At 64.5% G+C, this 20,362-nt stretch carries 20 protein-coding genes and 1 pseudogene; 13 read left to right on the top strand and 8 right to left on the bottom strand.

The features are described 5' to 3' along the window. Window positions 1-3 precede the first annotated feature (3 nt). Genes CH305_RS06790 through CH305_RS06775 form a run of 4 tightly spaced genes read right to left on the bottom strand, consistent with a single transcriptional unit; the run spans window position 4 to window position 3,132 of the window. The gene (locus CH305_RS06790; protein ID WP_094703227.1) at window positions 4-669 is read right to left on the bottom strand and encodes an SAM-dependent methyltransferase; all 666 of its coding nucleotides are present in this window, start codon (window positions 667-669) and stop codon (window positions 4-6) included. Next, on the bottom strand, window positions 666-1,415 hold the full coding sequence (locus tag CH305_RS06785; protein ID WP_094703226.1) for a PIG-L deacetylase family protein: 750 nt from the start codon (window positions 1,413-1,415) through the stop codon (window positions 666-668). The genes CH305_RS06790 and CH305_RS06785 overlap by 4 nt, the downstream gene beginning before the upstream one ends. Continuing rightward, complete coding sequence (locus CH305_RS06780) at window positions 1,409-2,404, bottom strand: acyl-CoA dehydrogenase family protein (RefSeq protein WP_249305144.1); 996 nt, start codon at window positions 2,402-2,404, stop codon at window positions 1,409-1,411. Before CH305_RS06780 ends, CH305_RS06785 begins: the two co-directional genes overlap by 7 nt. Further along, a complete protein-coding gene (locus tag CH305_RS06775; RefSeq protein WP_256983581.1) occupies window positions 2,401-3,132 on the bottom strand; it encodes a glycosyltransferase family 2 protein in 732 nt (243 codons plus the stop codon). Before CH305_RS06775 ends, CH305_RS06780 begins: the two co-directional genes overlap by 4 nt. A 297-nt stretch (window positions 3,133-3,429) precedes the next feature. Here CH305_RS06775 and CH305_RS06770 point away from each other — a divergent pair, with 297 nt between their 5' ends. From CH305_RS06770 to CH305_RS06750, 5 genes are all read left to right on the top strand, one after another. After that, window positions 3,430-4,338 (top strand): L,D-transpeptidase, encoded by a 909-nt coding sequence (locus tag CH305_RS06770; RefSeq protein ID WP_032402853.1) that lies wholly within the window; start codon window positions 3,430-3,432, stop codon window positions 4,336-4,338. A gap of 133 nt (window positions 4,339-4,471) precedes the next feature. After that, window positions 4,472-5,407: a carbohydrate ABC transporter permease gene (locus tag CH305_RS06765; RefSeq protein ID WP_179278216.1), complete on the top strand. Its 936-nt coding sequence runs from the start codon at window positions 4,472-4,474 to the stop codon at window positions 5,405-5,407. Continuing rightward, window positions 5,404-6,294 (top strand): carbohydrate ABC transporter permease, encoded by an 891-nt coding sequence (locus CH305_RS06760; protein WP_094676333.1) that lies wholly within the window; start codon window positions 5,404-5,406, stop codon window positions 6,292-6,294. The genes CH305_RS06765 and CH305_RS06760 overlap by 4 nt, the downstream gene beginning before the upstream one ends. A gap of 28 nt (window positions 6,295-6,322) precedes the next feature. Then, window positions 6,323-7,648, top strand: coding sequence for an ABC transporter substrate-binding protein (locus tag CH305_RS06755; RefSeq protein ID WP_032402837.1), 1,326 nt, complete (start codon window positions 6,323-6,325; stop codon window positions 7,646-7,648). Continuing rightward, window positions 7,648-8,727, top strand: coding sequence for an ABC transporter ATP-binding protein (locus tag CH305_RS06750; protein WP_094703225.1), 1,080 nt, complete (start codon window positions 7,648-7,650; stop codon window positions 8,725-8,727). The genes CH305_RS06755 and CH305_RS06750 overlap by 1 nt, the downstream gene beginning before the upstream one ends. Here CH305_RS06750 and CH305_RS06745 read toward each other — a convergent pair. Together CH305_RS06745 and CH305_RS06740 are read right to left on the bottom strand one after the other, a co-directional pair. Beyond that, window positions 8,705-10,015 carry a cytochrome P450 gene (locus CH305_RS06745; RefSeq protein ID WP_032377476.1) on the bottom strand — a complete coding sequence of 437 codons (1,311 nt, stop codon included), beginning with the start codon at window positions 10,013-10,015 and terminating at the stop codon, window positions 8,705-8,707. The two genes, CH305_RS06750 and CH305_RS06745, sit on opposite strands and share 23 nt — an antisense overlap. A gap of 30 nt (window positions 10,016-10,045) precedes the next feature. After that, window positions 10,046-12,004, bottom strand: coding sequence for a M13 family metallopeptidase (locus tag CH305_RS06740; protein ID WP_094703224.1), 1,959 nt, complete (start codon window positions 12,002-12,004; stop codon window positions 10,046-10,048). A gap of 54 nt (window positions 12,005-12,058) precedes the next feature. Between CH305_RS06740 and CH305_RS06735 the strand changes: the two genes are divergently transcribed. The 4 genes from CH305_RS06735 to CH305_RS06720 all read left to right on the top strand — a co-directional run bounded on the left by CH305_RS06735 (window position 12,059) and on the right by CH305_RS06720 (window position 16,339). After that, entirely contained in the window at window positions 12,059-12,673 is a 615-nt protein-coding gene (locus CH305_RS06735) for a TetR/AcrR family transcriptional regulator (RefSeq protein ID WP_032402851.1), read from the top strand. Then, a complete protein-coding gene (locus tag CH305_RS06730; RefSeq protein ID WP_032402834.1) occupies window positions 12,670-13,548 on the top strand; it encodes an ABC transporter ATP-binding protein in 879 nt (292 codons plus the stop codon). Before CH305_RS06735 ends, CH305_RS06730 begins: the two co-directional genes overlap by 4 nt. Next, window positions 13,545-15,128: an ABC transporter permease gene (locus CH305_RS06725; RefSeq protein WP_179278215.1), complete on the top strand. Its 1,584-nt coding sequence runs from the start codon at window positions 13,545-13,547 to the stop codon at window positions 15,126-15,128. Before CH305_RS06730 ends, CH305_RS06725 begins: the two co-directional genes overlap by 4 nt. 101 nt (window positions 15,129-15,229) lie before the next feature. Continuing rightward, window positions 15,230-16,339 (top strand): GGDEF domain-containing protein, encoded by a 1,110-nt coding sequence (locus CH305_RS06720; protein ID WP_094703223.1) that lies wholly within the window; start codon window positions 15,230-15,232, stop codon window positions 16,337-16,339. A gap of 49 nt (window positions 16,340-16,388) precedes the next feature. On the opposite strand, the gene CH305_RS06715 is transcribed toward CH305_RS06720, so the two are convergent. Together CH305_RS06715 and CH305_RS06710 are read right to left on the bottom strand one after the other, a co-directional pair. After that, window positions 16,389-16,883, bottom strand: a complete 495-nt coding sequence (locus CH305_RS06715; RefSeq protein WP_230594552.1) for a DUF4190 domain-containing protein — start codon at window positions 16,881-16,883, stop codon at window positions 16,389-16,391. A 111-nt stretch (window positions 16,884-16,994) separates the two neighbouring features. Further along, window positions 16,995-17,759 (bottom strand): pirin-like bicupin family protein, encoded by a 765-nt coding sequence (locus CH305_RS06710; protein WP_037171453.1) that lies wholly within the window; start codon window positions 17,757-17,759, stop codon window positions 16,995-16,997. Between the two features lie 156 nt (window positions 17,760-17,915). On the opposite strand from CH305_RS06710, the gene CH305_RS06705 reads away from it, so the two are divergent. The 4 genes and pseudogenes from CH305_RS06705 to CH305_RS29420 form a co-directional block, all read left to right on the top strand. Then, window positions 17,916-19,301 (top strand): hypothetical protein, encoded by a 1,386-nt coding sequence (locus CH305_RS06705; RefSeq protein WP_094703222.1) that lies wholly within the window; start codon window positions 17,916-17,918, stop codon window positions 19,299-19,301. A gap of 74 nt (window positions 19,302-19,375) precedes the next feature. Further along, window positions 19,376-19,543: a hypothetical protein gene (locus tag CH305_RS28980; protein WP_155289282.1), complete on the top strand. Its 168-nt coding sequence runs from the start codon at window positions 19,376-19,378 to the stop codon at window positions 19,541-19,543. A 164-nt stretch (window positions 19,544-19,707) separates the two neighbouring features. Continuing rightward, on the top strand, window positions 19,708-20,136 hold the full coding sequence (locus tag CH305_RS06700; protein WP_256983583.1) for a GtrA family protein: 429 nt from the start codon (window positions 19,708-19,710) through the stop codon (window positions 20,134-20,136). Window positions 20,137-20,264: 128 nt separating this feature from the next. Then, window positions 20,265-20,362 (top strand): annotated as a pseudogene (locus CH305_RS29420) (acyl-ACP desaturase); the annotation flags it as partial.

Here is a 20,362-nt window from a genome sequence, read left to right as displayed (position 1 = left end):
CCGTCAGCGTACGTCCAGGCCGTCCGTACTCGCGACCGACACCGCTGGACCGTCCGAGGCGACAAAGACCTCGATGCGGACATCCTCGTCCAGGTAGCGGCTGAGCAATGCCAATCCTGGTGTTGCGGCGATGATCTCGTGTACTCGATCACCCGAGATCGGATAGTCGTCCACGTCGTGACGCCAGTGCGCCGCCACGAGCGTCCCGCCGATCTCCAGATGATCGACGACGCGATTCATGGCCGACGTCAGATCGGCGGCATCGAGGTAGTAGCCGACCTCGCTGACGACGATCAGATCGAAGGGGACCTTCGCGTCGGGCAGGGCCGACCAGTCGTCCGTCAGAGACCACAGCGCGAATTCCACTGCAGCCGAGTCCGGTACGCGGGTCCGAGCAGAGTCGAGGGCGCTCTGCACCACGTCGGTCGACACCACGTGCTCGCACCGGGCGGCCAACTGTTCGGTGAGTACACCGATCGAACAACCGGGCTCCAATGCCCGCCGGTACTGCGGCTTGGGCAGCGACGCCATGGTCAGCGCATACTTGCGCCGCTCGTACCACTTGCTGTCGAGCATGAACGGATCGTCCGCGGCCGCATAGACATCACGAAAGTACTCGGCGCTCAGGCTCGTTGGAGAATTGGGGCTCGTTCGAGAATCCTGGCTCATGCGAACACCACCTCGAACTGTCGTCGGTAGCGGGCCAGGATGTGCGGCGGCAACACAGCTCGATCCGCGGGGTGATCGGACAGGGGCCGGATCTGAGAGTCGAACTGCTCGATGGATGCTCGTTTGGCTTCGAGGGTGTGCGGGGGAAGATCGATGCGGCGACACCGCGTCCACGGCACCGCCGGATGCTCCGGAGTTGCCCAGTGCCACATCCAGATCGGGTACTCCACCACCGGTATCCCCACCGCGTTCGCCGCCGTGAGACAGGCTCTCGCGGTGGCCTCGTGATCGGGATGGCCGTCCCCACGCCACGGCGTCAGGCACCAGGTACCCGGGGTGGCGTCGAGCAGTGGCATCAACGCGTCGGCCACTGCACTCTCGTGCTCCTCGACGGCACCGTCGGCGATCTGCAGACGCGTCGGAGAGTGGTCGATTCCCAGCTCTGCCAACGCACGTTCGGACTCGACGGGCCGTCGCACACGCAGGTCCTCGGCCGTCACCGTCGGGGATCCGGGATGCGAGCCGTCGCCGTCGGTCACCGCGACCACCCGCACGTCGACGCCTGCCGCGGCCGCCAACGACAGCAATCCACCGACACCGAGAATTTCGTCGTCCGGGTGTGGGGCGACGACGACCATGGTGACGACGTCATTCCACTCGAGGCCGGGGACGGACCAGTCGGCCGTCATCCAGTCCGATTCTGCGGTGCCGAGATCGACTTCGGCGTCGAAGGCGTTCTCTACCATGGGTTGTCTTCCTCGGCGATGTCGCGGCCGAGGGCTTCGAGGTCGCGCTCGGCGTGGCTCTGCCGCAGGTAGACGGTGAGGTCGGCGACGCGTCCTGCATGCTCTGCATCACCGCACAGGGGGCCGGCACCGAGAGCCCGACCGACGCGGTCGATGCACTGCGTGGCCGCATCCTCGACGACAGCGCGCACGATCCGGGCCCGCGTTCGAGCGCGACCGGAGCGGTCGAACGGATCTGCGTCCACCTCGGCCGCCGCGGTGGTCAGCGCGCTCGATGCCGCGCCGAGTGCCGCCGCGATGGCACCGAGATGGGCCGCGCGATGTGGATCCGGACGCTCCCGTACTGCAGCGTGCAGGGTGTCCGCGACAGCGCACGCGCTGCCGAACCAGGCCGCTGACACTCCGATCGCCCCGTGCCAGAAGCCCGGTCGAGTCAGGTAGTCGGTCGGACCTCCGACGGTGACTGCGGGGACGGCATCGAAAGCAACCGAACCCGAGTCGCTCTCGCTCATGCCCACGGCATGCCATGTGTTCGGTACCGGTGCGACGCCCTCATGTGTCAGATCGACGGCGAACAGCCGGGGACTTCCGTCCACGCGGGCGGTCACCAGTGCATGCGTGCACAGCGACGCGCCGGAGCACCACGGCTTGGTCCCAGTGAGAACCCAGCCCGAATCCTGCTGTACCGCTTCGAGGATCGGTGCCGGCGGTTCCGCTGCCCACACACCCCAGATCTGACCGCGCTCAGGCGTCGGGCCGTCGAGTTCGTGCAAGATCGCGATCGCATCGGTGTGCGCCTCCGACCATCTGCCGAGAACGGTGTTGTGCCGACTGAGGGCGGCGAGCGATTGCCATCGCAGGTCTGTGTAGCCCGACCCGGGCAGGGCCAGGTCGAGACGCCCGTCGGCCTCGAAAGCCAGGAAGGCGGCGCGCAGCCCCGTGTTCTGTTTCGGGGTGTCGAGCGATTCGCGGAATTCGGTGTCGATCATGCGGAAGGCTCCAGAGAACGTAGGAATTCGGCCATTCCGTCGGGCGCTCTGCCTCGCAGGCGGCCCGATGTGGTGACCGAGATGTCGCACACCCGACGGCACGCGATGCCGCCGAGTTCGAGGCGTCGGACCAGGTCGTGATCCTCGCCGGTGGCCAGCGGCGCGAATCCGCCGACGGAGAGGTAATCCGTCGCTCGGATGCCGAGATTGGCGCCGTGTACGTGTGGATGGCCGAGTTCGTGTCGGTAATGCGCGTCGTACGTCGATCGCAGCCGAACGTCTTCTTCGACACGGCCCTCGAACTGGACGGACACCGTGCCCGCTACCGCCCGAGCGCCGTCGGTGGCGTGCCGAAGATGGCCGAGCAGCCAGTCCTCGCCCACCCGGGTGTCGGCGTCGGTGGTGGCGAACCAGGTGGTGGCTGCGAGTTCCGAGGTGTAGCTCGCGAATCCGGCTGCCCGGGCCGCTCCGACGTTGCGGTGCGCGACTGCCACGGTCGACACCGACGGGTGACGAGCGGCGATCGAGGCGGAGTCGTCGGTGCACGCATCGAGCACGACGATTGTCGATACGGTCACCGGGGCCACCTCGACGACGCGACGCTCTGCCCGCGACAGTGCCGTCAGGCAGGCGTCGAGCAGATCCTGTTCGTTGTGCGCCGGTACGACGACGACGATGTGACCGACGGGGGTACGGCTGGGGATATGGGAAGAAACTTCGACGACCACGGTCCACCCTTTTCAGACACCGGACTCAGGACAGTCCGCGAACGGGAAACCGCCGGTGTCTGGACGGATGAGGTTCCTTCTCTAGTACCCGTTCCGGGCCTGTCGACACATGCGCTCTGGCCGGCAGAGACAATGTCGGGGTCGGGTTGGCGCAAGGTACTCGTACTCGGGGTTTCTTTCGGCCGTTTCGGAAATATCCGATTAGCAAATGTCCGAGCGGTATGTGTTAATGGGCGTTGCCCCGTGGCAGCACTGCTGGTGGGCATCACGACGCAGTACGAAGGATGGTCGGGTCACATGGCATCACAGGTTCGCACTCGCAGGTTCGCCCGTATCGGGGCAATCGTCGCAGGTACAGCCCTTGCTGCATCTGCAGCGTTCGGGTCGGCGCAGGCCGCACCGCTGTGGCCGGGTGGCCCGGATGTCTCCATTCCCGGCTTGCCCGGATCCTCGGATCCCGCAGCCCCCGCACCCCAGCCGCTCGTTCCGCAGCTCGCACCTGCCAACTTCGCAGATCCGAGCATCAGCCCGTCCGGCGGCGAGGTCGTCGGAGTTGCGCAGCCCATCGCAATCCGCTTCGACGAGGCCATCGGCGATCGCGATGCCGCACTGCGGGCCATTCGCGTCACCACGAACCCGTCCGTCGACGGCCATTTCTACTGGATCAACGACACCCAGGTGCGGTGGCTGCCCAACGAGTTCTACCCGGCGCATACCCAGGTGACCGTGGAAGCGGGCGGCGCGAAGGCAGAGTTCTCCACCGGCGACTCGATCATCACCACGGCCGACGACAACACCAAGCAGATCACCGTGACCCGCAACGGTGAGGTCGTCAAGACCATGCCCACCTCGATGGGCAAGGTCGGCCACGAAACTCCGAACGGCACCTACATCGTCGGCGAGCGTTTCCGCGACATGTACATGGACTCGTCCACCTACGGCGTCCCGGTGGACTCCGAGGAGGGCTACCGCACGTACGTCGAGTACGCCACGCGCATCTCCTACAGCGGCATCTTCGTCCACGCGGCACCGTGGTCGGAGTCGCAGCAGGGCTACTCCAACTCCTCGCACGGCTGCCTCAACGTCAGCACCGAAGACGGCAAGTGGTTCTTCGAGAACGCCCAGAAGGGCGACCCCGTCATCGTCGTCAACACCGACGGCGGCACCCTGAGCGGATCCGACGGACTCGGAGACTGGAACCGCTAGAGCGGCTTCGCCGCACGTGCATGGAACTTCGACCCCCACTACGAAGTTCCGCTCACATAGGTTGGTCTGCGCGACGGTGAGCGTTGGGGCTCAGTTCACCATTCGTTAGCCGAGACTGAGCACAGTCCTCGCGGTGAGTGCAACAACCGAACGAGTGCTGCCCACGGCACAGAAGAACAAGAAGTTCTTCTCGCGGCCGTGGACCGATTACGCACTGTTCCTGATTCTCGTGGGCCCCAACCTGGCCTTGTTGGCGGTGTTCACGTATCGGCCGCTGGTGGAGAACTTCCAGTTCTCGTTCTTCGACTGGAACCTGTCCTCACCCACGTCCACGTTCGTCGGCTTCGAGAACTACCGCGAGTGGGCCTCCCGCGACGACACCTGGCAGATCGTCGGCAACACCGTCGTGTTCACGGTCGCGGCCGTCGTCGGGTCGTTGGTGCTCGGTCTGGTGCTCGCGCTGCTGCTCGATCGAAAGCTGAGGGGCCGCAACTTCGTTCGCTCCGCCGTGTTCGCCCCGTACGTCATCTCCGGCGCAGCGATCGGCATCGCGTTCCAGTTCGTCTTCGACCCCAACTTCGGCTTGGTGCAGGACCTGATGCGACGCTTCGGCCTCGGCACCGTCCCGGATTTCTATCAGGACCCCAAGTGGGCGATGGTCATGATCACCGTGACGTACCTGTGGAAGAACCTGGGCTACACCTTCGTCATCTACCTCGCGGCTCTGCAGGGTGTGCGCAAGGAACTGATGGAAGCAGCCGAGATCGATCAGGCGAGCCGCTGGACCACATTCCGGAAAGTGCTTCTACCGCAACTACGTCCGACGACGTTCTTCCTGTCGATCACGGTGCTGCTCAACTCCCTTCAGGTCTTCGACATCATCAACGTCATGACGCGCGGCGGTCCACTGGCCACCGGCACCACCACGATGGTCTATCAGGTCTACGAGGAGACGTTCCGCAACTTTCGGGCCGGCTACGGTGCCACCGTCGCGACGATCCTGTTCCTCGTGCTGTTGATCGTCACCCTCGTGCAGGTACGAATCATGGATCGGGACGATCAGCGATGACCTTGGTGAGCAAGCCCGATGCGGCAGTGCCGGAGAAGGTTTCACGCAGTCGCGACCCGCAGCGCACGCGCCGAAGCGCGAACATCCTCGGTTACGCAGCCATGGTCGCCGTCCTGCTGATGATCGGGCTGCCGCTGTTCTGGATCCTGATCACCTCGTTCAAGGACCGCCCGGATATCTACGTGCAACCGGTCACCTGGTGGCCCAGCGTCTTTCATCCGCAGAACTACGACGAGGCGACGACGGAGGTGCCGTTCTTCACCTACCTGCGCAACTCCATCATCATCACCACGGCCGTGTCGTCCATCAAGTTCGTCCTCGGGGTACTGAGTGCCTACGGTCTGGTGTTCCTGCGGTTCCCGGGCAAGAACATCGTCTTTCTCGTCATCATCGCTGCACTGATGGTGCCCAATCAGATCACCGTCATCTCCAACTACTCGCTCATCTCCGAGTTGGGCTGGCGTAACTCGTTCCAGGGCATCATCATTCCGCTGGCCGGTGTTGCCTTCGGTACCTTCCTGATGCGCAACCACTTCCTGTCGTTGCCGCCGGAGATCATCGAGGCCGCGCGCATGGACGGTGCCGGGCCGGTGCGGCTGATGTTCCGCGTGATCCTGCCGTTGTCGGGTCCGACGATGGTGGCCTTCGCCATCATCACGATCGTCACCGAATGGAACGAATATCTCTGGCCGTTCCTGATGTCGGACGACTCGTCGGTCGCGCCGCTCCCGGTCGGCTTGACACTGCTGCAGAACAGCGAGGGCTACACCAACTGGGGAGCGGTGATGGCTGCGACGGTGCTGACCATTCTGCCGATCCTTCTCGTCTTCCTCGTCCTGCAGCGCCACATGATCAAAGGCCTCACCTCCGGTGCGGTCAAGGGCTGATCCACCTCACTATCAGGAGTCGAACACCATGGCACACATCATCAATCGGCGTGGCTTCCTCACGCTCACCGGTGCGGCTGCGGCCGCCGCAGCCCTCGCGGCATGCAGCGGCCCCGGATCGGGCTCGTCCGGCGGCGGCGGTGTCGAAGGCGATGCGAACACCATCAACTTCTGGTCGAACCACCCGGGCAAGTCCCAGGAGTTCGAGAAGGAGCTGATCTCGCGGTTCCAGGCTCAGAACCCGGGCCTGACGGTCAATCTCATCGACGGCGGCAAGAACTACGAGGAGGTGTCGCAGAAGTTCAACGCGGCACTCTCGGGCGACGATGTGCCCGACGTCGTCGTGCTTTCGGATGTCTGGTGGTTCAACTACGCACTCACCGGTGCGATCGAGCCCCTCGACAAGCACTTCTCCGCGGCCGGCGTCGACCAGTCCGATTACGTGGATTCGCTTCTTGCCGATTACAACTGGAACGGTAGCCACTGGGCGCTGCCGTATGCACGCTCGACGCCTCTGTTCTACTACAACAAGGCCGTGTGGCAGCAGGCGGGACTGCCCGATCGCGGACCGGCCACCTGGCAGGAATTCGACGAATGGGGCCCGCGCATCCAGGCCGTCGTCGGAAACGGCAAGCTCGCTCACGGTTGGGGCAACGCTGTCGACTACCTCGGGTGGACGTTCGAGGGGCCGATCTGGACATTCGGCGGATCGTACTCCGATCAGTTCGAGCTGAAGTTCGATGACCCCAATACCATTGCGGCAGGCAAGTTCCTGCAGGACATGATCCACACCAAGAAGTACGCCGCGGTGTCGAACGACATCGCAAACGACTTCGCCGCGGGCATCCTCGCCTCCACGATCGCCTCCACCGGCGACCTCTCCACGATCAAGGCCGGTGCCGCCTTCGAGTTCGGCACCGCGTTCCTGCCTGCCACCGAGGGCACACCGGGCTGCCCCACCGGTGGTGCCGGCCTGGCCGTCCCCGCGAAGATCTCGGACGAGCGAAAGGTGAACGCACTCAAGTTCATCGACTTCGTCACCAACGGTGCCAACACCGCCTACTTCTCGCAGAACACCGGGTACATGCCGGTCCGCAAGTCGGCGCAGCAGGACCCGTCGGAGATTGCATTCCTCGAGGCCAACCCCAACGCGAAGACGGCCGTCGACCAGTTGGCGCGCACCCGCTCCCAGGACGCTGCCCGGGTGTTCGTACCCGGCGGCGACAAGATCATCGGTAGCGGACTCGAGCAGATCGCACTGCAGAACGCCGATGTGGCAACAACATTCGCGTCCATCTCGGAGCAGCTGCAGCAGATCATCGACCGCCAGATCACCCCGAAGCTGCCGAAGTAATGGCCGCCGTTCACTACGCCGGCGTCTCGCACCGGTACCCGGGAGCCGATTCGCTCGCTGTGGACAGCCTCGAACTCGACATCGCGGACGGTGAATTCATCGTCCTGGTCGGGCCCTCGGGCTGTGGAAAGTCGACGAGTCTGCGCATGCTCGCCGGTCTCGAATCCGTCGAGAGCGGTCACATCGACATCGGCGGAGTGGACGTCACCTCGTTGGCACCGCGGGCCAGGGACGTCGCGATGGTGTTCCAGAACTACGCGCTGTACCCCAACATGACCGTCGGGGACAACATGGGCTTCGCGCTACGCAACGCCGGAATGAGCAAGGCGGACACCGCAGCACGGGTGCTCGATGCGGCGAAGATGCTCGAGCTCGAGCCGCTGCTCGGTCGCAAACCCGGCAAGCTGTCCGGTGGTCAGCGTCAGCGTGTAGCTATGGGACGCGCCATCGTGCGTCAACCCAAGGTGTTCTGCATGGACGAGCCGCTGTCCAACCTCGACGCCAAGCTGCGAGTATCGACCAGAGCCCAGATCGCCGGCCTACAGCGACGATTGGGCACCACCACGGTGTACGTCACCCACGATCAGGTCGAGGCCATGACGATGGGTGACCGGGTCGCGGTACTGCTCGATGGCAAGTTGCAGCAGATCGCCGCTCCGCGGGAGCTGTACGACAACCCCGTCAACACGTTTGTCGCGGGGTTCATCGGGTCACCCGGCATGAACCTCGTCGACGCTCCTGTGCAGGACGGCGCCGCCGTACTCGGCGAACTGCGCATCCCGGTCCCGTCCTCGGCACGTGAGCGCGTGGTGGTCGGAATTCGTCCGGAATCGTGGGACCTGGTGGGCGACGGCACCGGTTTGCAGCTGACCGTCGAGCTGATCGAGGAACTGGGTGCGGAGTCGTTCGTCTACGCATCCGCACCCAGCCTCGACGGTGGGTGGACGACGCCGTCCGGGCGCATCTCGGTTCGGGTCGACCGCAAGCTGTCCATCGCACTGGCCGAAACCGTTCGGCTGGTGCCCAAGCTGGACGAGTTGTTCTTCTTCGACTCCGCTACCGGCCTGCGGTTGTCGTAGCGGGCTCACCGAGGTCGATCGGCAGGGTGGCCCATCCGTGCAGGACGCGGGTGTTGCGACGGGTTCCCTCGCCTGCGGAGCGCAGGTGGGGGAACCTGTCGAACAGCGCTTTGAGGCCTACTTCCGATTCGGCCTTGGCAAGTGCTGCGCCGAGGCAGTAGTGGCGTCCGCCCGAGAACGACAGGTGCTTGCCTGCGTTGGCGCGGGTGACGTCGAATCTGTTCGGATCCTCGAACACCAGCGGGTCTCGGTTGGCACCGGCGAGCACGAGGATCACCAGTGATCCTTCGCTGATCGGCACGCCCTCCACCACGACGTCGTGTTTGGCGGCCCGTGCGGTCAGCTGCACCGGAGATTCCATCCGCAGCATCTCGTCGATGGCAGTGGGCCAATGCGACGGATCCTGCTGCAGCACAGCGAGCTGATCGGGGTGATCGAGCAGCAACCGGATTCCGCTGCCGAGCAGGTTGACGGTCGTCTCGAATCCTGCCGCCAGCACCAATCCTGCGGTGGCCCTGAGCTCTTCGTCGTTGAGGCCGATGCCCTCGTCCTTCGCGGCGATCAGCTGGCTCATCAGATCGTCACCGGGAGTGCGGCGCAGCTCGGCGATGTGCTGGGAGAGCCAGGCGTCAAACCCGATCAGCCCACGTTCGACCTGCTTGAACTGGTCCCAGGACAAGCCGATATCGAGGCTCGGTGCGGCCATCTCACCGAATTCGAGTACCCGTTGGTTGTCTTCCACCGGAACGCCGAGGATCCGCCCGATCACCGCGACCGGCAAGCGGGCGCAGTAGCGATCGACGATGTCGACCACCGGAGAACCGTCGGACAGCTCGTCGAGCAGTGCATCGGCGGTTTCCTGCACCTGATCGCGCATCTGCGCGACGGCCCGAGCGGTGAACACCGAGGACACCAGTTTGCGGTACCGGGTGTGATCGGGCGGTTCGACGGAGAGAAGAGACGGCGGCAGAATTGGGTGCAGGGCACCGGATCTGGTGTGTCGTTCGATCCACTGCAGCGGTGCGGGCAAGGTGCCGCCCAGCCGGGTGACTCGAAAATCGTCGGAGCGCAGCAGGTCGAAGGCCACCCGATGATGCACGGTGATGTTCGAGATGCGGGTCTTCACCAGCGGAGCCGTGCCGCGCAGCTTTTCGTACACCGGCGTGGGATTCGCCCGCGTCGCGGGATCGGCCACCAGCATGGCCTGCGGATCGCCCGCTGCCGCTGCTCGTCTGGCCGCGAAGCGAATGACCCCGTGCGCTGCAAGCCATCGTACGAATTCCCTCATCCGAACACCCTCCCCTTGTCCTACCCGGTACTACCAGATCTTGACGCGCTCATCCGGCTCCAAGTACAACGCATCTCCGGGCTGTACGTCGAATGCTTGGTGAAAACTGTCCAGATTGCGGACGACGCCGTTGCAGCGGAACTCCGGTGGCGAGTGCGGATCGACGGCGAGACGACGGATCGCCTCGGCATCTCGTGCCTTGGTGCGCCATACCTGCGACCAGCCGAAGAACACGCGCTGCAACCCGGTCAGGCCGTCGAGCACCGGCGCTTCCTTGCCCTCGAGCGAGATCTCGTAGGCCGCGACCGCGATGGACAGGCCACCCAGATCGCCGATGTTCTCACCGATGGTGAATTCGCCGTTGACCTTGTGCCCTGGCAGCGCCGCGGGTTCGAACTCGTTGTACTGCTCGATCAGGGCCGTCGTGCGCTTGCCGAACTCGGTGCGGTCGCTGTCGGTCCACCAATCGACCATGTTGCCGTCGCCGTCGTACTTGGCACCCTGGTCGTCGAATCCGTGGCCGATCTCGTGGCCGATCACCGCTCCGATGCCGCCGTAGTTGGCCGCGTCGTCTGCCTCCGGGTCGAAGAACGGTGGTTGCAGAATGGCTGCGGGAAAGACGATTTCGTTCATGCCGGGGTTGTAGTACGCATTGACGGTCTGCGGCGTCATGAACCACTCGTCGCGGTCGACCGGACCGCCGAGCTTGTCGAGATCACGCTGGTGGTCGGCGGTGTAGCCGCGGCGGTAGTTACCGAGTAGGTCGTCGGCGCTGATCTCCACGCCCGAGTAGTCGCGCCAGCGATCGGGGTAGCCGATCTTGGGGGTGAACTTGTCCAGCTTGTCCAGCGCCTTCTCACGCGTCTCCGGACTCATCCATTCGAGCTCGGAGATGTTGCGGCGGTACGCCTCGGTGAGGTTCTCGACCAGCACCTGCATCCGCGCCTTGGAGTCGGCGGGGAAGTGGCGTTCGACGTACAGCTTGCCGACGGCCTCGCCGAGAACGTCCTGCACCAGGGAGACTCCACGCTTCCAGCGCTCCCGGTTCTCCTCGGTGCCGGTCAACGTCGTTCCGTAGAACGCGAAGTTCTCGTCGACGATCTCGCTCGTCAGGAAGGGCGCGCGCGAATGTACGACGCGCCAGGCGAGCCACGCCTTCCAGGCTTCGATGTCCTCGGAGGCCCACAGTGCAACGAAGGTGCTGAGGAACGACGGCTGCCGCACGACGATCTCGGCGAGTTGCTCGGTCGTGGCTCCGAGACCGGAAATCCATGCAGCCCAATTGAATCCGGGCTCGTTCTTGACGAGGGTATCGAATTGGACGAGGTTGTAGCTCTTCTCGGCGTCACGCCTGGCGACGACATCCCAGTGGCCTGCCGCGATTTTCTTCTCGAGGTCGAACACCGTCTGCGCGTCGTAGTCGATCCCGCTGAGCGCGAACATCTTCGAGATGTGTTCGACGTAGCTCGCACGAATCTCGGCGTACTCGTCCTGGCGGTAGTACGACTCGTCGGGCAGGCCGATACCGGACTGGCTGAAATGCACGAGGTAGCGATCGGACTGCTTGGCGTCGGTGTCCACGTACTGGCCGATGCCACCGCCCACGCCGGTGCGCTGCAGTGAGCCGAGAACCTCGGCGAGGGTGACGAGGTCCGCCGCGTCGGCGATGGCGGTGAGCTCGTCGGCGATCGGGGTGACGCCGAGCTGCTCGGCGCGGTCGGCATCCATGAAGCTCGAGAACAGGTCGCCGATCTTCTGCGCGTCGCTGCCGGCGGGGGGATTCGAGGAGGCGGACTCTTCGATGATCGTCTGCACGTCCACTTCGGCGCGGTCGTACAACGTCCGGAAGGCTCCGTCGACGGCGCGGTCGGCCGGGATGGCGTAATCCTCGAGCCATTTGCCGTTGACGTGCACGAAGAGGTCGTCCTGCGCGCGTGTGTTCTCGTCCTGGTAGCTGAGATCGATGCCCGAGTTCACTACTGAAGTCATGCGTCCATCTTTACACTCTTGCGCTTGATTGAACGGGTGTTTAATGTGCTGTACATGCGTACAGCAACCGAGGATCTCACGACCAGGGCACGGATCCGCGATACCGCGATCGACGTCTTCGGCGCACAGGGCTTCACCGCCGGGTTGCGGTCGATCGCCACGGCGGCAGGCGTCTCACCTGGGCTCGTCAACCACCATTTCGGATCCAAGGAGGGTCTGCGAACGGCCTGTGACGAGCACGTTCTGCGGGTGATCCGGGAATCGAAGACTGCGTCGGCCGGCCCCGCCGGGATGATGGAGCAGCTCGCTCGCATCGACGAGTACGCGCCGCTCGTCGCGTACATCGTGCGCAGCTTCTCGGCGGGCGGCGCACTGGCGCGAGAGTTGTTCGAGCACATGGTCGACGACGCCGTCCGGTACATCGACGACGGTGTCCGCGACGGCCGGTTCACGCCCAGCCGAGACCCCGCGGCACGCGCCCGATTCATGACCAGACAGAACGTGGGCGGCCTACTGCTGTACGTGCAGATGGCCGGCCCCGACGTCGACTTCCGTGAGGCTCTGACCGCGCTCGGTGACGAGGTCATGCTCCCGGCTCTCGAGCTCTACACCGACGGACTGTTCACCGATTCACAAGCTTTGGACGCGTACCTGGAGGCCAAGAAATGACCGAGGCAATCGAAGTCGACGGATTGGTGAAGACGTTCGGTTCGGTCCGGGCGCTCGACGGACTCGACCTACGCGTCGAAACCGGGGAGGTGCACGGCTTCCTCGGTCCCAACGGAGCAGGAAAATCCACGACGATTCGCGTGCTGCTCGGGCTCGTCCGGGCGACGTCCGGCACCGTGCGACTGCTCGGCGCGGACCCATGGGCCGACACCGTGGCGTTGCACCGACGTCTGGCCTACGTCCCGGGCGATGTGACGCTGTGGCCGTCGTTGACCGGCGGTGAGGTGATCGATCTTCTGGGCCGAATGCGCGGCGGCATCGACGCCACGCGCCGCGCCGAACTGCTCGAACGATTCGCTCTCGACCCCGGCAAGCGCAGCCGAACGTACTCCAAGGGCAATCGGCAGAAGGTTGCATTGATCTCGGCTCTGGCATCGAACGTCGAGCTGTTGATTCTCGACGAACCCACATCAGGACTCGATCCGCTGATGGAACAGCACTTTGCCGACTGTGTGAAAGATGCTGCCCGACGCGGAGTCACGGTGCTGCTGTCGTCTCACATCCTGTCCGAGGTCGATGCGCTGTGTAGCTCGGTGACCATCGTCAAGGACGGTCGAACGGTGGATACCGGCACGCTGGCATCGATGCGGCACCTCACCCGCACGACGGTGACCGCCACCGTCGATCGAGTACCGGACGACCTCGCGACACTCGCCGGAGTCACTGCGGTCGACGTGGACAGATCCACCGTCACCTGCACAGTGGAGAACGAGGCCCTGGCTGCGGTGATGCACGTTCTGGCCGATGCGGGAGTGCAGAGCTTGGTCAGCTCCGCTCCGACTCTCGAGGAGCTGTTCATGAGGTACTACGCATGAGCGGCCTGAGCGGGACGGGGGCACTGCTGCGGTTGTACCTGCGCCGCGATCGCCTGGTGGCGCCGATATGGGTCGTTCTGCTCGGAGCACTCCCGCTGCTGTACGCGGTGAGCTTCGAGGGGCTGTATCCGACGGCGGCAGACCGTCAATCGTTCTATATCGGCACCGAGGCAGTGCCGGCACAAGCGGCGCTCGTCGGACCGATCTTCGGCAGCGACCTCGGTGCCCTGGTGGCGTGGCGCGCCGGCCTGATGCTCACCCTTGTTCCCCTGGCGGCGATCCTTACCGTCGTTCGGCACACCCGCGGTGAAGAGGATGCGGGGCGCACCGAGCTGATCGGGTCGACTGCAGTGGGCAGATACGCAGGGCTGACAGCGGCCGTGCTGCTCGCCGGCGGCGGCGTTGTGGCGACGGGAATGTTGTCGTTCATCTCCCTGTGGGCATTCGGTCTACCGGTGACCGGGAGCCTCGCGTTCGGTGCCTCGATCGTCGTCGTCGGTGCGGTGTTCGTCGGCTGTGCGGCGCTGGCGGCGCAGGTGGCGTCCGGGGCGCGCGTGGCTCGCGGTTACGCCCTCGGCGTGTTGGCCGCAGCGTTCGTTCTCAGAGCGATCGGCGACATCGGCTCGGGAACCCTGTCGTGGTTCTCACCGATCGGTTGGTCGGCGCAGGTGCGGCCGTTCGCCGACGAGAGGTGGTGGCCGCTGCTGCTGTCGCTGGCGGCTGCAGCAGCGTTCTGTGCCGCGGCATTCGTGGCAGCCAGTCGACGCGATCTCGGCAGTGGTTTGCGGGCCGAGCGCCGCGGCCGGGTGGCTGCCGTTCCTTCACTGTCCGGTCCCGTCGCCCTCGCCTGGCGACTCTCTCGCGGAACCGTCGTAGTCTGGACCGTTGGGCTCGCCCTGTTCGGCGTCGTCATCGGATCGTCCACGGACGGGATCGGTGACCAGCTCGGCAGCAGCACTGCAATCAGTGACGCGCTCGGAAAATTCGGCGGCACCACACTCGAACAATCGTTCATTGCCGCAGTGCTGAGCATCGTCGGCATCATGGTGGCGGCCTATTCGGTATCGGCGCTGCTGCGGCTCCACAGTGAGGAAGAGGCGGGCCTGGCCGAGATCGTGCTGGCCACCGGTACCTCGCGCCTTCGGTGGCCGGCAGGGCATCTGCTCCTCGCCGTTCTGGGACCGGCGTGGCTGCTGCTGGTCGTCGGTCTCACCGTCGGGCTGACGTACGGGTCGGCCACCGGCGATATCGCGGGCGAACTGCCGTCCGTTCTCGGCGGCGCACTGGGTCAGCTTCCGGCCGTGTGGGTAATTACGGCCATCGGCGTGGCGTTGTTCGGTGCGGTCCCTCGATTCGCGACTCTCCTATGGGCCGTCCTGGGCGGCTTCGTCGCGCTCGGCCAGATCGGGTCGGTGGTCGGCTTGCCGCAGCCGTGGCTCGATCTGTCGCCCTTCACCCACGTGCCGCGATTGCCGGGAGGGGCCTTCTCGCTCGAGCCCTTCGGATGGCTCCTCGTGGTCGCCATCGTCGTCGGTGCCGTGGGGTCGGGAGCATTCCGCCGAAGAGACATCCGAGGGTGACGACGGTCGAATAGCATCGAGGGTGGCCGATATGTCCGGCCCGGCCCGGCGGTGAAGCATCCGGTCCGGTGGATTCAGGGCCGGAACGCGCTGGAGGTTAGGTGCAATCGACATTCCTGCGCACATGGTGGAACCAGCCGCACAGCTACGAGTCGGTGGTGAGCTACCTAGATCTGCACGGTGCGCTCGTACCGTATCGACTCGCCGCATCACTGAGTACGTTCTCCTACGGACTCGGTGCAGCCGCACTGTTGCTGCTCACCGATTCTCCGCCGACCTCTGCGATCGGTAGGTCGATCTTCGTGGTTGCGATCGTGTCGACGCTGTTGGTCGGTGTCGCCTGGCTGAAGGCTCCGTGGCCGTCGAAGCGCGTGTCCCTGATGTTCGCCGGGTACTCGGACATCGGAGTGACGCTGGTCCTGTTGTCCTACGGATCGCCTCAGTCTGTCTTCTTGGCTCTCGCGATGCTCGCCGCCAACAGCGTCTACGTCCAGCTCTTCCACAGTCCGAGAGTCATGGCGCTGCATCTCCTGTGGGCCGGATCGGCCGTGACGCTCTTCTTCGTGCTGATCCTGCTGTCACCCGACACCGATCATGGATTGGCCGTCGCGCAACTCGTGGTGCTGATACCCATCACGTTCATGGGCCCGACGTTCTTCCAGTACCTGCTGCTCAAGCTTCAGGTACAAGCCCAGGCGGCCAACTTCGACCCTCTCACCCAGGTGCGCAATCGTCGGGGCCTCGACGAGGCACTACCGGTCTACTTCCTCGGTGCAGACAACGTTGCAGTGATGGTCGTGGACGTGGATCGATTCAAGTCGATCAACGACCGATTCGGCCATCACCAGGGCGACACGGCCCTGCAGCTCGTCGCGCGTCGGTTGACGAAGGACGGTGTGTTGGTCGCCAGGGTGGGCGGTGAGGAGTTCGCGGTGGTGACCAAGCTGGCCGAGAACGAGGCCAGAGCGTTGGCCGAGGAATATCGAAATGCAGCGCACTCGGCGGGGGACTCCGCGCCGCTGACGGTGAGCATAGGTGTCGCGCACTGCACGTACCCGAGTTCCGAAGGCTCCGGTATCGGTGCGGACGTCGTCGCGCTCACCACGCGATTGTTACGACGAGCAGACGCGGCGATGTACGAGGCAAAGCAGCAGGGCGGCAATCAAGTGGTGGTGGCGGACCTGTCGGCCCGAGGTGATCTGACTACCTGAGGCGACCGGACTGGCTGAGGCACCGATACGCGAGTGCCTCAGCCCAGAATCAGTTCGGTGTCGAGTCGTCGTACTGGTTCTCGACGTTCTGCTGGAATTCGTCGGCACATTGCTGTTGCGCAGCAGTATCGCTGCCTGCGTTGCTGATGCAGTCGGTGAAGTCCTGTCCACCGACGGCGTTGAACAAACCGATGCCGACGACGACCAGAATGATCGACAATGCTGCAGCCACGACACCCAGGATGATCGCGATGAGGGACACGGTGCCGTTGGTGGCGACGCGCTTCTTGTACCTGGACCGCCCGACGAACCCGAGAACGATGGCGATCAGGCCGAGGACAACACCGCCGACGATGGTCCAGGAGAACAACACACCCAGAATCGCGAGAACCAGAGCCACTGTTCCGATCGTGTTCTTCGGTGCTGTCGGCTGGTCCTGGTACCCGCCCTGTTGCGGATACCCGCCTTGCTGGGGGTATTCGCCGGGTGAAGGGTAGTTTCCGGGAGGGGGATAGTCACCCGGAGGCGGATTCTGGTTCGACACGTTGAGTACCTCCGAAGTCGGCGATCGCGAACGCTGGGAGTGTATGCGGGTGTCTGCCCTGCGCACACGCCCCACGTGTTCCCGTGATCAACTTGTCATCGAACGTTTATGTCAGCCGCCGAGACGCGAATGCATCTCCCAGATCAGCACCTCGGCCGGCTCGGTAGCGGTAATACGTTGTCCGCCAGTCGAACTCATGCGGACGGCATCGCCCTCGTACAGTTCACCGACGCCCTCCATCGAGACGGTGCCGCGGGCGACGAAGACATGGACGAAAGGCGCGTCGGGCACCGTTACCGATTTCCCGGGCAACAACCTGGCTGCGTGCAGCGCTGCCGACTTCTGTGAGATGCCGATCGCGGCCTCCCCACGGTGCTTCTCCATGCCCGACGCCACGGTGACCAGCCCGCCGCGCAGCAACTCGTCGCCGATTTCGAGTTGTTCGTATCCGGGCGTGGTGCCAGGACTGTCCGGCAACACCCACATCTGCACGAAGCGAACGGGTTCGGTGTGCCGATTGCCGTCGATGTTCCAGGAGTCGTTCTTCTCCGAGTGCATGATGCCTTTGCCCGCGCTCATCCGTTGCGCGAGTCCGGGATAGATGATTCCGGAATGGCCTATGGAGTCCTGGTGCACCAGCGAACCCTGCACCACCCAGGTGACGATTTCCATGTCGCGATGCGGGTGCGTCTCGAAACCCTGACCGGCAGTGACGATGTCGTCGTTGTTGACCAGCAGCAGTCCGTGATGGGTGTTGTCGGGGTCGTAGTGCTGGCCGAAGGAGAACGAATGTTTCGAGTCCAGCCAGGACACACGGGTTTTCAGTCGATCACCTGCGCGGTGCACATCGATGTGGGCGGTCAGTGAAGCGGACATGTGACCACTGTACGAGCATGTCGGTGCACCGGCGTACGACCTGCATAACGTTCGGGTGTCGTTGCCGTCGGTGTGTGAGCGTCGCCGGGAGTGGGTAGGTTTCGGTTCGTACGGTCACAGCTCCGCAAACTCCTCAGAAGGCGGCGAGAGATTCTCATGGTCGGTTCCAGCTCGAGTGCTTCACGCACGGTCGAACCTCAGCTCACGGAGGCGCTGGCGACGTGGCTCCCGGCGCAACGGTGGTTCGGTGCAAAGGGGTCGACCGTGGATTCCGTGCAGATCCTCGAACGCGAAGTTCTTCGTGACGAACCGCATTTCGCGGCCGAGCACCTGCTGGTGGAGGTGCAAATGACACAGGACGGCGCGGTGGTGACGCAGACGTATCAGGTGCCGCTGGGCTTCCGCACCGAGCTGACCGACGAGCTCCGGCCGTGGGTGCTTCCGGTGGTGGGCGAGGTGGCCGTGTTCGACGGTTTGCGAGACCCTGAGATCATCGGCCTGTACGGCGACGCCTTCGCTTCCGGAAATTCCACGGGCAGCATCGAATTCAAGATCGTCGACGGTTCGAGTGTGCCGAGCGGTCTGCCGGGTCGGGTTCTGGGGGCCGAGCAGTCCAACACCTCGGTGATTCTCGGTGATCTGCTGTTGCTCAAACTGTTTCGACAGGTTCCGCCGGGCGTGAGCCCCGATGTCGAACTGCATCGCGCCCTGGCGGAGGCAGGCAGTGCCAACGTCGCACCGCTGCGGGGCTGGCTGGAAGCCGTCGTCGGCGGTGAGCCGACCACTCTGGGCATGATTCAGGACTTCGCTGCGAACTCCACCGAAGGCTGGACCGCAGCGCTGGCAAGTGTTCGCGAGGTATTCGATTCCCCCGATACGCCGATCGAAGAACTGCCCGGCGATTTCGCTCGGGACGCGCACCGCATCGGAGCAGCCGTCGCGCAGGTGCACCACGACCTGGCCTCGGTGCTGGGTACCGTCGAACGCTCGGTCGAATCGACCGCTGTCGAGGAGATTCTGGCTCGTATCTCGGGTGTGGCGCGGGTGGTGCCGGAGATCGCCCAGTACATCCCGGCGGCGACGGCCCTCATCTCGCGGGCAGAGGCGTCGAACAGCACCACCGTGCAGCGCATCCATGGTGATCTGCATCTGGGGCAGGTGCTGGGGACTCCCGAGCGGTGGCTGCTCATCGACTTCGAGGGCGAGCCCGCCAAGACCTTGGCCGAGCGTAGACAGATGGACAGTTCACTGCGTGACGTCGCGGGAATGCTTCGCTCGTTCGACTACGCAGCGAACCATCTGCTGGTCGATCAGCCCGAGGACCCGTCGACGCGAGAGCGAGCCGACCGGTGGGCTGCGCGGAGCATCGCCGCGTTCTTCGACGGCTACGCATCGGTGGCCGGGCACGATCCGCGCGACGAGGCCGACCTGCTGCGCGCATACGAACTCGACAAGGCCGTCTACGAGGTTCTGTACGAGGCGCGCAACCGGCCGACCTGGTTGTCGTTGCCGATGCGTGCGGTGGCGCGGTTGGTGAGCTGATCGGTGAGCTGGGGGTGCACGTCGACGGGCCTGTCTACGACAAGTACCGTATTGCCTGACACGGGAGGCAGGACATGAACGGTATTTTGGCAATCTTCGGCATCGCGGTGGTCGTCATCACCATCCTCGTTGTGGTGGTGCTCGTTGCGGTGTTGTTCGTCGCATCGATCAAGCCCAACAGTCTCAACATCGACCTGGACCGCAAGAAGCGTGCTCGGGAAGAAAGTTCCTCCAAAGCCTGAGACGTCCGTCACGTCCGAGACCGATGTGCCCGTGTTCGGAGTTGTATCGAAGCGAAGCGCCGATCGACGCTTCCGGTTCTACAACTGGAGATCACGTGAGCACCTCGCTGAAAGCCTCGGCTACGCCCGGGCCGTCGGGCTGTGCGCCCCGTATCAAGTCGAGGATGCTCGGAGAGTCGGTTCTCGCTCAGTTCGCTCGCTTCGTGATCGTCGGGGTATCGAGCAACGGTGTGTACGCCCTGTTGTTCGTCGCCCTCGCATCCCTGGGATCGTTCACGGCCAATCTCGCGGGTGTTGCTGCCAGCACCGTCCTGGCCAACGAGTTGCACCGCCGTCACACCTTCCACGCGGCCGGCCGGGTCGGCTGGTTCCAGACGCAGTGGGAAGCCGGCGGGCTCGCTCTGATCGGTCTCGGTCTGAGTACCGCCGCACTGGCCGCGATGCACATCCTCTTTCCTGGTGCAGCTGCCTACGCCCAGGTTGTGGTGGTGATCGCTGTCAGCGGTCTCTTCGGGGCCGCCCGTTTCCTCGCCCTTCGCGGGTGGGTGTTCCGAGCACCGAACTTCTCCGGTCTCGAACCTGTCCAGCAATGACCTGTGAGGTCGCACCACTCGGTGTCGGCGTCGGTTGCTACCTCTAACAGAATCTCGGCGAGGCTCCACACCCGTCGCACTCTTGGCTCTAGGCTCGTGAGCTGACGTCGATGCGAGGAGACATGCCAATGGCGAGGGATCTGACACAGCTCGAGCTTCTGCAGGAGCTGGTACCCACTGCCGAAGACAACGTGAACCGTCACATCACGATGGCGCGCGAATGGCA

Origin of the sequence: Rhodococcus sp. 15-649-2-2, assembly GCF_002258645.1 — a bacterium.
Taxonomy (GTDB): domain Bacteria; phylum Actinomycetota; class Actinomycetes; order Mycobacteriales; family Mycobacteriaceae; genus Rhodococcoides.
The sequence above is the reverse complement of the archived record's forward strand: the minus strand, read 5'-3'. Positions and strand labels throughout refer to the sequence as shown.

Excerpts from the sequence above, each read along its gene's own strand:
- CH305_RS06790 (WP_094703227.1), bottom strand. The coding sequence starts at position 669 with ATGAGCCAGGATTCTCGAACGAGCCCCAATTCTCCAACGAGCCTGAGC.
- CH305_RS06785 (WP_094703226.1), bottom strand. The coding sequence starts at position 1,415 with ATGGTAGAGAACGCCTTCGACGCCGAAGTCGATCTCGGCACCGCAGAA.
- CH305_RS06780 (WP_249305144.1), bottom strand. The coding sequence starts at position 2,404 with ATGATCGACACCGAATTCCGCGAATCGCTCGACACCCCGAAACAGAAC.
- CH305_RS06770 (WP_032402853.1), top strand. The coding sequence starts at position 3,430 with ATGGCATCACAGGTTCGCACTCGCAGGTTCGCCCGTATCGGGGCAATC.
- CH305_RS06760 (WP_094676333.1), top strand. The coding sequence starts at position 5,404 with ATGACCTTGGTGAGCAAGCCCGATGCGGCAGTGCCGGAGAAGGTTTCA.
- CH305_RS06755 (WP_032402837.1), top strand. The coding sequence starts at position 6,323 with ATGGCACACATCATCAATCGGCGTGGCTTCCTCACGCTCACCGGTGCG.
- CH305_RS06750 (WP_094703225.1), top strand. The coding sequence starts at position 7,648 with ATGGCCGCCGTTCACTACGCCGGCGTCTCGCACCGGTACCCGGGAGCC.
- CH305_RS06745 (WP_032377476.1), bottom strand. The coding sequence starts at position 10,015 with ATGAGGGAATTCGTACGATGGCTTGCAGCGCACGGGGTCATTCGCTTC.
- CH305_RS06740 (WP_094703224.1), bottom strand. The coding sequence starts at position 12,004 with ATGACTTCAGTAGTGAACTCGGGCATCGATCTCAGCTACCAGGACGAG.
- CH305_RS06735 (WP_032402851.1), top strand. The coding sequence starts at position 12,059 with ATGCGTACAGCAACCGAGGATCTCACGACCAGGGCACGGATCCGCGAT.
- CH305_RS06730 (WP_032402834.1), top strand. The coding sequence starts at position 12,670 with ATGACCGAGGCAATCGAAGTCGACGGATTGGTGAAGACGTTCGGTTCG.
- CH305_RS06725 (WP_179278215.1), top strand. The coding sequence starts at position 13,545 with ATGAGCGGCCTGAGCGGGACGGGGGCACTGCTGCGGTTGTACCTGCGC.
- CH305_RS06710 (WP_037171453.1), bottom strand. The coding sequence starts at position 17,759 with ATGTCCGCTTCACTGACCGCCCACATCGATGTGCACCGCGCAGGTGAT.
- CH305_RS06705 (WP_094703222.1), top strand. The coding sequence starts at position 17,916 with ATGGTCGGTTCCAGCTCGAGTGCTTCACGCACGGTCGAACCTCAGCTC.
- CH305_RS28980 (WP_155289282.1), top strand. The coding sequence starts at position 19,376 with ATGAACGGTATTTTGGCAATCTTCGGCATCGCGGTGGTCGTCATCACC.
- CH305_RS06700 (WP_256983583.1), top strand. The coding sequence starts at position 19,708 with ATGCTCGGAGAGTCGGTTCTCGCTCAGTTCGCTCGCTTCGTGATCGTC.